The sequence below is a fragment of the Streptomyces sp. TLI_105 genome (assembly GCF_900105415.1).
Taxonomy (GTDB): domain Bacteria; phylum Actinomycetota; class Actinomycetes; order Streptomycetales; family Streptomycetaceae; genus Streptomyces.
Map to the genome: position 1 here is coordinate 5,394,690 of NZ_FNSM01000001.1, position 12,490 is coordinate 5,407,179.

The 12,490-nt window shown below is 74.1% G+C and carries 9 protein-coding genes; all 9 read right to left on the reverse strand.

Annotated features, from left to right (window positions below; translation table 11 throughout):
* Positions 1-50 precede the first annotated feature (50 nt).
* The 9 genes from BLW86_RS24685 to BLW86_RS24725 all read right to left on the reverse strand — a co-directional run bounded on the left by BLW86_RS24685 (position 51) and on the right by BLW86_RS24725 (position 12,488).
* Entirely contained in the window at positions 51-1,562 is a 1,512-nt protein-coding gene (locus tag BLW86_RS24685; RefSeq protein ID WP_177181741.1) for a PP2C family protein-serine/threonine phosphatase, read from the reverse strand.
* A 2-nt stretch (positions 1,563-1,564) separates the two neighbouring features.
* Positions 1,565-4,120, reverse strand: coding sequence for a serine/threonine-protein kinase (locus BLW86_RS24690; RefSeq protein WP_107466122.1), 2,556 nt, complete (start codon positions 4,118-4,120; stop codon positions 1,565-1,567).
* A 59-nt stretch (positions 4,121-4,179) separates the two neighbouring features.
* Positions 4,180-5,475, reverse strand: a complete 1,296-nt coding sequence (locus tag BLW86_RS24695) for a coiled-coil domain-containing protein (RefSeq protein ID WP_093876068.1) — start codon at positions 5,473-5,475, stop codon at positions 4,180-4,182.
* A 56-nt stretch (positions 5,476-5,531) separates the two neighbouring features.
* On the reverse strand, positions 5,532-6,668 hold the full coding sequence (locus tag BLW86_RS24700) for a glutamate ABC transporter substrate-binding protein (protein ID WP_371129581.1): 1,137 nt from the start codon (positions 6,666-6,668) through the stop codon (positions 5,532-5,534).
* Between the two features lie 11 nt (positions 6,669-6,679).
* Entirely contained in the window at positions 6,680-8,107 is a 1,428-nt protein-coding gene (locus tag BLW86_RS24705; protein WP_093876069.1) for a hypothetical protein, read from the reverse strand.
* 290 nt (positions 8,108-8,397) lie between these two features.
* Positions 8,398-9,387 (reverse strand): N-acetylglucosamine kinase, encoded by a 990-nt coding sequence (locus BLW86_RS24710; RefSeq protein ID WP_371129582.1) that lies wholly within the window; start codon positions 9,385-9,387, stop codon positions 8,398-8,400.
* The gene (locus BLW86_RS24715; protein WP_093876070.1) at positions 9,378-10,643 is read right to left on the reverse strand and encodes a 6-phospho-beta-glucosidase; all 1,266 of its coding nucleotides are present in this window, start codon (positions 10,641-10,643) and stop codon (positions 9,378-9,380) included. The genes BLW86_RS24710 and BLW86_RS24715 overlap by 10 nt, the downstream gene beginning before the upstream one ends.
* 3 nt (positions 10,644-10,646) lie before the next feature.
* On the reverse strand, positions 10,647-11,543 hold the full coding sequence (locus BLW86_RS24720; protein WP_093876071.1) for a carbohydrate ABC transporter permease: 897 nt from the start codon (positions 11,541-11,543) through the stop codon (positions 10,647-10,649).
* A 3-nt stretch (positions 11,544-11,546) separates the two neighbouring features.
* Entirely contained in the window at positions 11,547-12,488 is a 942-nt protein-coding gene (locus BLW86_RS24725; protein WP_093876072.1) for a carbohydrate ABC transporter permease, read from the reverse strand.
* Positions 12,489-12,490 lie beyond the last annotated feature (2 nt).

A 12,490-nucleotide genomic window follows, 5' to 3' on the forward strand; every position in this document is an offset into this window, starting at 1 on the left:
TACGCGACAGACGCAACAACGGTGAAGGGGACGGGGATCGGCGACCGCTCTCAGGCGGATCCCGCCCCTTGCGGAGTGACGGTGAACGGGACGAGCGCGACCGTGATGTTGTCGTGGCCCCCGCCGTCCAGGGCGTGGCCGACGAGGACCTGCGCGCCGTGCAGCGGGCGGTCCGCGGCGTCCGCCGGGACGACCCGGGCCATGTCCTCCGCGGCCTCCGCGTAGTTCCACAGACCGTCCGTGCAGACCACCACCACGCCGGAACGATCCGGCTTGAACGCGGCGGTGTGCGGGTCCAGTTCGTACGAGTCGGCGCCGAGCCAGCCGGTGATCGCGTGGGCGCGCTCGTCCGCGTACGCCTCGGCCTCGTTCATCAGGCCCGCCGCGACCATCTGCGCGGCCCACGAGTCGTCCTCGGTGAGCCGGGCGGGCGGGGTGCTGCGGTCGTCCGGCACCCAGTAGGCCCGGCTGTCGCCGACCCAGCCCACGACGAGCAGGCCGGAGGCGACGACGGAGCCGACGATGGTGCAGGCCGGGGCGTTGCGGTGGCGGTGCGGGTCGTGCTCCGCGCCGTCCTCACCGGGCTCCTCCGCGAGGGAGTTGACGGCCTCGGCGGCGGCCACGATCGCCTCGTGCATCGCCTGCTGCGGGTGCGTGCCCCGGGGCAGCGCGGCGAGCAGCGAGGCGCCGGCCGCCTCGGCGGCGGCGGCGGAGGCCTCGTCGGGGCGGGTCGCCGAGGAGACGCCGTCGCAGACGATCGCGAGGGTGGCGGGGGAGCCGTCGGGCAGGGTGGTCGACGAGACGGCGAACGCGTCCTCGTTGCGGTGGTGGCGCAGCCCGCGGTCGCTGACGGCGGCGACGCCGGCGAGCTCCCGCTCCATGTGGTCGCGCTCGCGCGGCTGCGCGTGCCCGCAGTTCTCGCAGTACCCGTCGGTGTCCACCCGCCCGGCCCGACAGGCCACGCAGATCACGGCGGCGGGAGCGGGGGCGGGGGGAGCGGTGGGCGCCGGGGCGGCGGCGGGCGCCGCGGCGGCCGGGGCCGGCTCCGCCCGCACGGCGGCACGGGGGTCGGGTGCGGCCAGCTCGAAGTCTCCGTCGGACGTGGGGGATCCGAGGGAGCGGGACGCGGGCGCGGGGGACACGGGTGCCGGGGCGCCGCCGGGCCCTGCGGCGCCGTCTGCCTCCGCACCGGGCGCCGTTCCGCCGGGCGTGGCGGCCCCCCGTGCGTCGTCGTCCGGCGCGGTCGTGCCGTCCCCCGCCGGGACCGGGCCGTCCGTGCGGACCTCCATCGTCGGGAGGTCGCGGCCGCCGGAGTCGGTGCCCGGCAGGTCGCCCGGGTGCTGGGTCAGGGTCGAGAGCGAACCGGGGTCGCGGGGCGGGGCGGCCGGCCAGGCCACGGGGGTGCCGATCGCCACGGTCGGGCGGTCGGGACCGGCCTCGGCGGACGGCACGGCCGACAGGTCGTAGCCGCACGCCCCGCAGAACCGGTCACCCGACTCCAGCGGCTCCGCGCAGCCCGGGCAGGCGGCGAGTCCGTGCGACGGCTTCGGCTTCTGGGACATCCTCACACCCACGTCCTGGGGCGGAAGCGGTTGGCCCGCTCCACCAGTTCGATCCTCTCCTCGCCCCGCTGGGCGAGCCGGGCCAGCACCCGGTACGAGCGTTCGAGGCCGAAGCGCAGTCCGCGCTCGTCCAGTTCACTTCCGAGCAGCAGCGCGCCGCCGCCCGGTGCCGCACCGGGACTCCCGGAGAGTACCCAGTCGAGGGCCGTCCCGAGCACCTCCGTCGACAACCGCTCCCGGCGCACCGCGTCCAGACCGAAGCCCTGGAGCGCGGAGACCTGCGCCGCGGCCGCCGTCAGATCGGCGCCGAGCGGCTCGTGCGCCGGGCGCCGCCGCAGCCGCGCCCGCACGGCCGCGACCCGCGCCGCCGTGTAGTGGATCGACGCCTCCGGTACGGATTCCAGGGCCTGTACGGCTCCGCTGCGGTCGCCGGCCGCGAGCCGGACCCGGGCGAGCCCGAAGGCCGCGCTGACGAAGCTGGGGTCCGTGGCCCACACCAGGCGGTAGTACTCGGCGGCGTTGTCCAGCTGGCCGAGGACCTCGGCGCAGATCCCGAGGGCCAGCTTCGGCGCCGGCTCGCCCGGGAAGGCGTCGTAGACCGCGTCGAAGGCCAGCGCCGCGTGCTCGTGGTCGCCGGTCACCAGGGAGGCGACGCCCCGGTACCAGACGACCCGCCAGTCGTCCGGGTCCCGCTCCTCCAGCCCGGCGAGGGTCCGCGCGGAGGCGGGCAGGTCACCCAGCTCCAACTGGGCGCGCAGGGTGCGCAGTCTCAGCTCGGCGGAGGGGGCGGGCGCGCCCTGGAGCGCCCCGAGCAGCTCGCCCGGGGCGGCGGCCGCGAGACCGGCGAGGAAACCGGCGTTGGGGTCGCTCGTGTCGACGCGCGGCACGGGCAGGGCGAGCGCGGTGGCGGGCGCGTCGAGCGGCGCGAGCAGCCCTCCGAGCCCGGGACCGGGGAGCGCCTGCGCCCCGGCGCCCGGCGCCTGCCCCGGAACGGCCCCCGCCGTCGGCGCCTGCACCGTGCCCGCACCGGCCGGCACCGTGCCCGCACCGGCCGGCACCGTGCCCGCCGCGGGCGTTCCGCGCCGCTTGCGGCCCCGGCGGGCGCCCAGCAGCGACACGTCCTCCGTCAGTTCGGCGAACAGCGTGGTGTCCGTGACCCGCACCTCCGTGCCGAAGAGCGTCGAGAGCGCCGGCCGCGGCCGCCCCGACTGGAGCGCCACGACCTCGCGCAGCACACCCGTCAGCTGCTCCGCCATCTCCTGCGCGGAGGCGAACCGGCGGGCCGGGTCCGGGTCGGTGGCGCGCACCAGGAAGCGGTAGTACGACTCGTACGTCCGGAAGACCTCGATGTGATCCGGGTCGGGCAGCGAGTCCACGAAGACGTTCGTGTAGCCCTGGAAGTCGAAGGTCATCACGGCGAGCGTGCGCGCCACCGTGTACAGGTCGCTCGCCACCGACGGGCCGACCTCGGCCACCTCCGGCGCCTGGTAGCCGACCGTGCCGTAGATCGCGGACTCGTCGTCGTCCATCCGCCGGACCGCGCCCATGTCGATGAGCTTCAGCTGGTCCTCGGACTGGATGGCGTTGTCGACCTTGAAGTCGCAGTACAGCAGGTTCCTGCTGTGCAGGTGTCCGAGCGCCTCCAGGGCCTCGATCCCGTACGCGCAGGCCTGCTCCACCGGCAGCGGGTCGCGCCGGCCGTCGGGGGTGCGCCGGTCGTTGGCGATCTCCTTGAGCGACTTGCCGCCGACGTACTCCATGACGATGTAGCCGTCCATGGAGCCGGTGCGCTGGTCGAGGTGCTCGACGAAGTTGTAGATGCGGACGATGTTGGAGTGCTCGATCTCGGCGAGGAAGCGGCGCTCGGAGATCGCCGCGGCCATGGCGTCCTGGTCGCCGGTGTCGAGGAGGCCCTTGAGGACCACCCACCGGTCGGAGACGGCCCGGTCGACGGCGAGGTAGATCCAGCCGAGTCCACCGTGCGCGAGGCAGCCCGCGACCTCGTACTGGCCGTGGACGATGTCGCCGGCGCGCAGCTTCGGCACGAAGGAGTACGGGTGCCCGCACTTGGTGCAGAAGCCCTCCGTGCGGCCCGGCCGGTCGCCCCGCGCGCGGCCCACCGGGGCCCCGCAGTCCGAACGGGAGCAGAAACGCTTCCGCTCGGGGACCTCGGCGTTCTCCATCACCGCAGCCCGCGGGTCGGGGCGCGGCACCTCGGGGATCGTCACCAGGCCCGCGCCCAGCCGGTTCCGGGCGGACTGCCCGGTCGACGAGCCCGAGCTGCGCACCGACACCGAGCGGCCCGTGGAGGCCCCGGAGGCCCCGGAGAGCGAGCGCGAGAGCCGGCCGGAGACCGACCGGCGCGAGGTCGAGGACCGGGACGAGGCGCGCGAGGAGGCCCGCGAACCGCTCCGCGAGGAGCCGGAGTCCGGCCCGCCGACACCCCCCGCCCCCTTGCCGGGCACGGCCATCCCGGTCGGCGTCGACCCGATGAGCCCCCCGGGCGCGACGACCGGGGCGAGCCCGCAGGTGTCGCAGTACAGCTCGCCGCCTCCCATGTCCTCGTACGAGCCCTCGCACGAAGGACGCTGACAGCTCCCCACGCCCGTCTCCCCGCTCACCACTGTCGTCCTCCCGCGTCTCCCGCGTCCCTCGTGTCCCTCGGCCCGGACAGCACGTCCGCCGCCGCCTGCTGATAGCGCAGCACCGCCTGCTCCGCGACCCGCAGGTCGCAGGGCGCGCTCCACAGCATCCGGCGCGCCGCGTCGTACCGCTCGACCAGCAGCGGATCCTCCGCCGCCCCGAGCCGCGCCACCTTCGCCTTGTACGCGTCGAGCCGGCCGCGCAGCTCGGCCCGGACCGCCAGCGGCGCCGTGACCGCCGTCAACTGCTCGCGGGCCCGCAGCAGTTCGTCCTCCGCCTCCCGCTCCAGGGACTCCAGGAGCGGGGAGAGCCGGTGCCACTGGGCGCGCCGGCGGTACTCGGCGGCGGCCGCGAGCCGCTCCTGGAGCACGATCGGCGGCCCGCTGACGGCCGGCACCTCGGAGGCGGCGATCTTCGCGAGGACCTCGCCGCGCGCCGACCGCGCCTCGGCGAGCGTCCGGTCCGCCCGCGAGAGCACGTCCCGCAGCCGGAGCAGCCGGTCCTCGGAGTCCTGCCGGACCGCGAGGACCGCCTCGATCTCGCGCCGGACGTCCTCCAGGGCCAGGGCGGCCCGGTCGTACCGCTCGGTGTCGGGCCGCCCGCCGCCCGGCGCCGAACTGCCCGCCGCCGGGCGCCAGAACGCCAGCGGGTCGGTCACGACCTGGGAACGCAGCGCGGTCAGCTCGGCCGTGATCGCCTCCAGCTCGTCCCCCGCCGGATGCTCCCCGGGCCGCACGCCGACCGAGTGCGCCAGCGAACGCGTCCGGCCCAGCTCGGCCGCGAGCAGGTCTATCCGGGCGGGCAGCGCCGACCAGACGGCGTCGGCGGTGACGACCAGGTCGAGCGAGGAGGCGTACAGCTCGTTCATCCGCCGGACCAGCCCCTCCAGGCTGAACCGCTCGGTGAGCAGGGCGCCCTCGGCGGCCCCGCCCGGGACGATCACGGTGTCGCCGCGCAGCCGGTCGGTCAGCTCCACGAGCTCCTCCCGGCCGGGCCAGCGGCGCCGCGCGCGCACCTCACGGGCGTCCCGCAGGGCGCCGGTGTACACGTCGAAGCAGGTCCAGAGCAGGGTGATGGTCCGCTCGGCGGCCGTCCACCGGTCCCGGGTCGTCCCGGTCAGCTCGGCCCCTTCGAGCAGCCTGCGGCCCGCGTGGTCCTGGAGCGCGAGGAGCGAGTCCTCGATCGCCTTGTGCTCGGCGCCGAGCCGCGCCAGCGCACGGTCCACCTCGTCCCGGTCCATCACCGGCCCGGGGGGTCCCGTGACGCCCATCGGTCACCTCTTCCGCTTCGTGTACAGGGTTGCTCGTCGGGGCGCGGTCGAGGCCGCTACTTGTACAACGGAGCGGGTGGCCCCGGTATCCCGGGGAGGTCCTTCTCCAGCCACTCCTCGTACGCGGCCTGCCAGGGGCCCTGCCGGTAGCCCACCAGGACCTGGTTGACCCGGCGCACCAGGTCGTCGTTGCCCAGCTTGGCCGCCACCCCGTAGTACTCCTCGGTGAACGGCCGGCCCTTGAGCTCGACCGCCGGGTCCTGCGCGGCCTGGCCGGCCGCGAGGGCGTTGTCGGTGACGACGGCGTCGACCTCGCCCATCTGGAGCCGGGCCAGGCAGTCCAGCTGGTTGGGGACGGTCAGCAGGTCCTTGTCGTCCTTGGTGCCGTCGGCCTCGTCCTTGAAGACCGCGCCGAAGGAGTTCTCCGCCAGGGCGTCGTAGGCCGTGGAGCCCTCGGCGGTGCAGATCCGCTTGCCGCGCAGCGAGGAGTCGTAGCCGGTGATGCCCTTGTCGAGCTTGGGCGCCAGGACCTGCTGGCCGGCCTGGAAGTAGGCGGTGGAGAAGGCGACCTGCTCGATCCGCTTGCAGTTGATCGTCATGGTGCGCACGACGAGGTCGACCTTGCCGCTGTTCAGCGCGGCGATCCGCTGGTTGGTCGGGATCGCGCGGAAGATGATCGCCTTCGGGTCGCCGAGGAGGTCCTTGGCGATGGCCCGGGCCAGGTCGATGTCGAAGCCCTCCAGGACGCCCTTCTCCGGGTTCCGGTAGCCCCAGCGGTAGCTGGACTGGTCGACACCGACGATCAGCTTCCCGCGGTCCTTGATCGCCCGGACCGACGGGCCGTCCGCCGACGAGGGCGTGAGGGAGGCCTCGGGGTGCTCGCAGGTGTCGGCCTTGATCTGGACGCCGGTGCCCACGCCGGGGCCGGGCGTCCGGGGCGCGGCCGCCGCGCCGCTCCCGTCGTGCGCGAGGGGCAGCAGGGTCAGCGAGGCGGTGAGCCCGCAGGCCAGGGCCATGGTGGCCACCCCGCCCCAGCCCCGCAGCCGCCTGGCGGCCCGCCGCACCAGCGGGACCGCGCCGCTCGCCGTCGTCCGCAAGACCAGCGGATCCGCGCCGCTCGCCGTCGTCCGCGGCACGAGCGGGTCCGCGCCGCTCGCCGTCCGCCGCACCAGCGGGTCCGTGCCGTTCGGCATCCCGCCCCCTCTCACCGGTACTCCGACAGTCTGCGGTTGATGCCGAGCACGGCGCCCGCCGCACCCAGGATCCCGAGGGCCGCCGCGCCCAGCGGCAGCGCGGTCAGCGCGTCCCTGGCGGCCCCGGCGGAGCGGGTGAACTCGGACTGCTCGTGCGCGAGGGCCCGCTCCAGGGCCGCGTCGACCTGGTCGAAGGACCGGCCGGTGGAGTCCTCGGCCCCGACGACCCGGGCGAGGGCGCCCTCGTAGTCGCCGGCCTCGTCCTTCGCGCGGGCGTCCTTGTGGCGCTCGCGCCAGTCGGCCGCGCGCGCGGCGGAGTCGTCCACCGGGCCGCGCCCGGCGTCGTCGTCCGCGAGCTCGCGCGCCGCGGCGAGCGCCGTCGTCAGGGCGCTCATGCTCGCCGTGTAGTCCGCCTCGTACTTGTCGTTCTTGCCGTCCTCGGTGAGGACGGCGCCCCGGGCGACCAGGGTCAGGTTCTCGTTGGCGCGGGCGGTGAGCGAGCTGATCCGGGCCGTGTTGAGGACCTGGAGGGACTCCTGCCCGTGCACCCGCGCGCTGTTCAGCTCGGTCCGCGTCACGGTGTGCGCGGCGAGGAGCCACAGCAGGACGACCACGGTGGCGGCGGTGGCGGCGAGCAGCCCGTGGTTGAAGACCCGGTTGGTGCGGGCGTAGTTGCGGCGCTGGGCCCAGAGGAGGACGCCGAGGACGAACAGGCCGAGCGCGAGCGACAGGAACGGCCAGGCGCGGGCCGAGTCGTCGTCCCGGTGCAGCCGCTCCGTCTCCGCCGCGTACAGCCGCTCGGCGGCCGGCAGCAGCGCACTGGTCATCTGCTGGTTGGCGTACCGCAGATAGGCGCCGCCGAGCGGCAGGCCCTGCCGGTTGGCGGCCCGGGCGCGCTCGATCAGGCCCGTGTAGCGGGGGAGCTGCTCGTTGAGGGTGGCGATCTCGCGGGCCGACGCGGACGAACCGTCCGTGTTCGCCGCGGCCTTGACGAGCAGCCGGGAGGCGGTGGTGATGTCCCGGGTGTAGCGCGCGCGGGACTCCGCGGGCTCCAGGGTGCCCGCCAGGAATCCGCCGGCGGCGGTGGTGTCGGCGTCGGCGAGGGAGCGGTAGATGGCGGCCGCGTCGGCGCTCAGGGGCTGGCTGCGGCTGACGACGTCGTCGGCGGCGGAGGTCCGGCCGGTGACCTCCAGGGCGGTGACGGCCCCGAACGCGACGACGAGCAGCGCCAGTACGGCCCCGAGGATCTGGAGGCGGCCGGGCTCGGTGGTCGCGGCCTCCCGCAGCCGCTCCCGTCCCACGGCCCAGGCGCCGCGCCCCGCGGGCGGGCCGGCGACGGGCACGGGCGACGGCTGCGCGGGCAGGCCGCCGGGGCGCGCGGGCGCCTGAGCCGTGCCCCGCGCCACCGAGGCGGCGGGCGCGTTCGGCGGGTGTGTCACTTGACCTCCCCCTCGGTCGCTGACGTCGGCCCCTCCGGCCGGCCGGTGAGTCCGGTTCCGGTGGTGGACCACCCGGCCAGCAGTATGGCCTCAGGGGGCCGTCCGCACACCGGGATTGACTGGATCTTGTGCCTATCGTGCCCCATGCCTCCCACGCGTCAGCGGGCGAACCCCTCACTCTGAATACGTCGCCCGGCCCGGAACGGTTCCGTATCGGCCATCGCTCGAACAGGTGAACATGCGTGCGGGGCGCCCCGTCGCACCCGACGGGACGCCCCGCACCCCCGCGCTCAGCCCTCGTACCGCTCCCGCAGCCGGGCCTTCGCCTCCGGGGCCGCCGCCACCTCGTCCAGGGCGAGGAGCCCCGCACCGAGGACCGGCGGCGCGGTCACGAAGCCGATCACCGCCTTCGGCGCCCGCGCCGCGAGGAGTTCGCGGATCCGCTCCTCCAGCTGCGGGTGACGCGCGGCGAGCACGCTGCCGCCCAGCATCACCGGCGCCTCCTCGCGGTGGAGTCCGAGCCGGCGCAGCGCGACCGCCGACATGGCGACGACCTCCTCGGCCTGCCGGTGCACGATCGACAGCGCCACCGGATCGCCCCCGGCCGCGACCGCGAACAACACCGGCGTCAGCTCGTGCCGCCGCGCCATCGGGATCCCGCCCAGGTGCAGCGCCTCGATCAGCGCGTACATCGACTCCAGGCCGAAGTGCGCGGGCAGCGCGTCGGAGAGGGCGGTGGGCAGCCCCCGCCCGTCCTCGGCGCGCGCCGCGAACCACAGGGCCTCGTCGGCCAGTCCGCCACCCCCGCCCCAGTCCCCGGAGATCTTCCCGATCGCGGGGAAGCGCGCGGTCCGCCCGTCCGGCGTCATTCCGACGCAGTTGATCCCGGCCCCGCACACCACGGCCACGCCCCGCGGCTCGTCGAGCCCGGCCCGCAGGATGGCGAAGGTGTCGTTGTGGACCCGTACGGACCGGCTCAGGCCCCGGCCGAGCAGCTCGGCCCGGAGCGCGGCCTCCTCGACGGGCAGGTCGGCATTGGCGAGACAGGCCGCGACATGCGCGAACGCCGGGGGAAGCCCGGCACCGCCGGCCTCCTCCCATGCCCTTCCGACGATCTCCACGAGCCCGTCGACCGCCGCCCCCACCCCCACCACGGGGGGCTGGAACCCGCCGCCGCGCGCCGCCCCCAGGACGGTCCCGTCCTGGGAGAGCACCGCGACGTCGGTCTTGCTGTTCCCCGCGTCGACCGCGAGGAGCACCCCGTTCAGGTTCACGCCCACGCGAGGTGCTCCCGGTTGTGCGCGATCAGCCGGTCGGTGAGCCCGTCGGCGTACGCGTACTGCCCGACCAGCGGGTGCGCGAGCAGTGCCTTGAAGACCCGGTCACGGCCGCCGCGCAGCGCCGCCTCCAGGGCCAGGTCCTCGTAGGCCGTCACGTTCGCGATCAGACCGGCGAACAGCGGGTCCACCGGCGCGACCGGCAGCGGAGTGGCGCCGTGCGCGCCGACCGCCGCCTGCGTCTCGATCACGGCGTCGTCCGGCAGGAACGGCAGCGTGCCGTTGTTGTACGTGTTCACCACCTGGTACGGCGAACCCCCGCCACCGAGGAGGGAGGCCGCCAGGTCCACCGCCGCCTCCGAGTAGAAGGCGCCGCCCCGCTTGGCGAGCAGCGCCGGCTTCTCGTCGAGCGCCGGGTCCCCGTACATCTCCAGGAGCTCCCGCTCCATCGCCGCGACCTCGGCGGCCCGCGAGGGCTTCGTGCCGAGCTCCCGCACCACCTCGTCGTGCGCGTAGAAGTACCGCAGGTAGTACGAGGGGACGACGCCGAGCCGGTCCAGGACCGGGCGCGGCAGGCGGAGGTCCCCGGCGATCGCGTCGCCGTGCCCGGCGAGCAGCCGGGGCAGCACGTCCTCCCCCTCGGGGCCCCCGATCCGTACCGCCCGCTCCCACGTCAGGTGGTTGAGCCCGACGTGGTCGAGGTGGACCTCGGACGGGGTCACGCCGAGGAGCTTCGCGAACTTCCGCTGGAAGCCGATGGCCACGTTGCACAGGCCGACGGCCTTGTGCCCGGCTTGGAGCAGTGCGCGCGTGACGATGCCGACGGGGTTGGTGAAGTCGATGATCCAGGCGTCCGGGTTGGTGCGCCGGACCCGCTCGGCGATGTCCAGGACGACCGGGACCGTGCGCAGCGCCTTGGCGAGGCCGCCGGCACCGGTGGTCTCCTGGCCGACGCAGCCGCACTCCAGCGGCCAGGTCTCGTCCTGCTCGCGGGCGGCCTGTCCCCCGACCCGCAGCTGGAGCAGGACGGCGTCGGCGCCCTCGACCCCGGCGTCGAGGTCGCTCGTGGTGACGACCTTGCCGTCGTGGTCCTGCTTGGCGAAGATCCGCCGGGCCAGGCCGCCGACGAGCTCGAGGCGGTCGGCGGCGGGGTCGACGAGGACGAGTTCGGTGATGGGCAGGGTGTCGCGCAGGCGCGCGAATCCGTCGATCAGTTCGGGGGTGTAGGTGGAACCGCCCCCCACGACAGCGAGCTTCATGTGTCAGCCCTTCACTCCGGTCAGTGTGACTCCCTCGACGAACGCCTTCTGCGCGAAGAAGAACACGAGGATCACGGGGGCCATGACCAGGACGGTCGCGGCCATGGTCAGATTCCAGTCGGTGTGGTGTGCGCCCTTGAAGGACTCCAGGCCGTAACTGAGCGTCCAGGCCGCCGTGTTCTCGGAGGCGTAGATCTGCGGCCCGAAGTAGTCGTTCCAGCAGTAGAAGAACTGGAAGAGGGCGACGGCGGCGACGCCGGGCTTCGCCATCGGGATCACGACCCGCACCAGGGTGCGCAGTTCGCCGCAGCCGTCGATCCGGGCGGCCTCGACGTACTCGTTCGGGATGGTCAGCAGGAACTGGCGCAGCAGGAAGACGGCGAAGGCGTCGCCGAACGCCATCGGGATGATCAGCGGCCACAGCGTGCCGGAGAGGTCCATCTGCTTCGCCCAGAACAGGTACATGGGGATGATCACGACCTGCGGCGGCAGCATCATCATGGCGATGACGAGCAGCAGCGACAGGTGCCGGCCCCGGAAGCGGAACTTCGCGAGCGCGTACGCCACGGGGATCGAGGACACCACGACGAGGACGGTGCCGAGTCCCGCGTACAGCAGGGAGTTCTTCCACCAGGTCAGGAAGCCCTCCGTCCGGAAGACGCGGACGTAGTTGTCCCAGTGCCAGGAGTTCGGCGTCAGGTCCCGGGTGAGCGCCTGCTCGTCGCTCATCAGGGAGGTCAGGAACACGAAGACGAACGGGAGGACGAAGAACAGGGCGGCGGCGATGCCGAGCGAGTGCACGGCGATCCAGTGCAGCAGCGACTTCCTGCGGGCCTGCTTCTCGGCGGGGCTCGCCCCGGTCTTCACGGAGGAGGGGGCGGGGGCGGTTGCGGTCGTCATGGTTCAGTCACCCGAGCCGATCAGGCCGCCGCGCCGGCGCATCAGCAGCGCGGTGAAGGCCATGGAGAAGGCGAAGAGCACGAGCGCCACCACGCAGGCCGCGCCGTAGTTGAACTGGTTGAACCCGAGGCTGTAGATCAGCTGCGGGAGGGTCAGCGTGGAGTCGTCCGGGTAGCCGGGCTGGAAGGCGGCGCCGGAGCCGCCCATCTTCCCCGAGGCGACCTTGGCGGCCACGATCGGCTGGGTGTAGTACTGCATCGCGCCGATGACCCCGGTCACGACCGCGAAGAGCACGATCGGCGAGATGTTCGGCAGGGTGATGTACCGGAACCGCTGCCACGGGGACGCCCCGTCCAGCTCGGCCGCCTCGTACTGCTCCTTCGGCACGTCGAGCAGGGCGGCCATGAAGATGACCATGAGGTCGCCGACGCCCCACACGGCGAGGACCGTGAGGGCCGGCTTGGCCCAGTCCGCGTCGTTGAACCAGGAGGGGGCGGAGATGCCGACCGCCTCCAGGAACGAGTTGACCGGGCCGGTGCCGGGGTTGAGCAGGAAGACGAAGGCGAGCGTGGCGGCCACCGGCGGCGCCAGGTACGGCAGGTAGAAGAGGGTGCGGTAGATCCCGGCGCCCTGCTTGATCTTGGTGATCAGCATGCCGACGCCGAGGCCGAAGACGACCCGGCAGGTCACCATGACGACCGCCAGCCAGAGGGTGTTCTGCATCGCCGGCCAGAACTTCGGCAGGTCGGAGAAGACGTACGTCCAGTTCTCCAGGCCGCGCCAGGTCGGCGGGTTGAGGCCGTCGTAGCGCATGAACGAGAAGTACACCGTGGAGATCAGCGGGTAGGCGAAGAAGAAGCCGAAGCCGATCAGCCAGGGCGACATGAACAGGGCGGTGCGCAGCGCGTTGCGCCGGTGCTTCGAGCGGAGCGTGTACGTGGTCATGA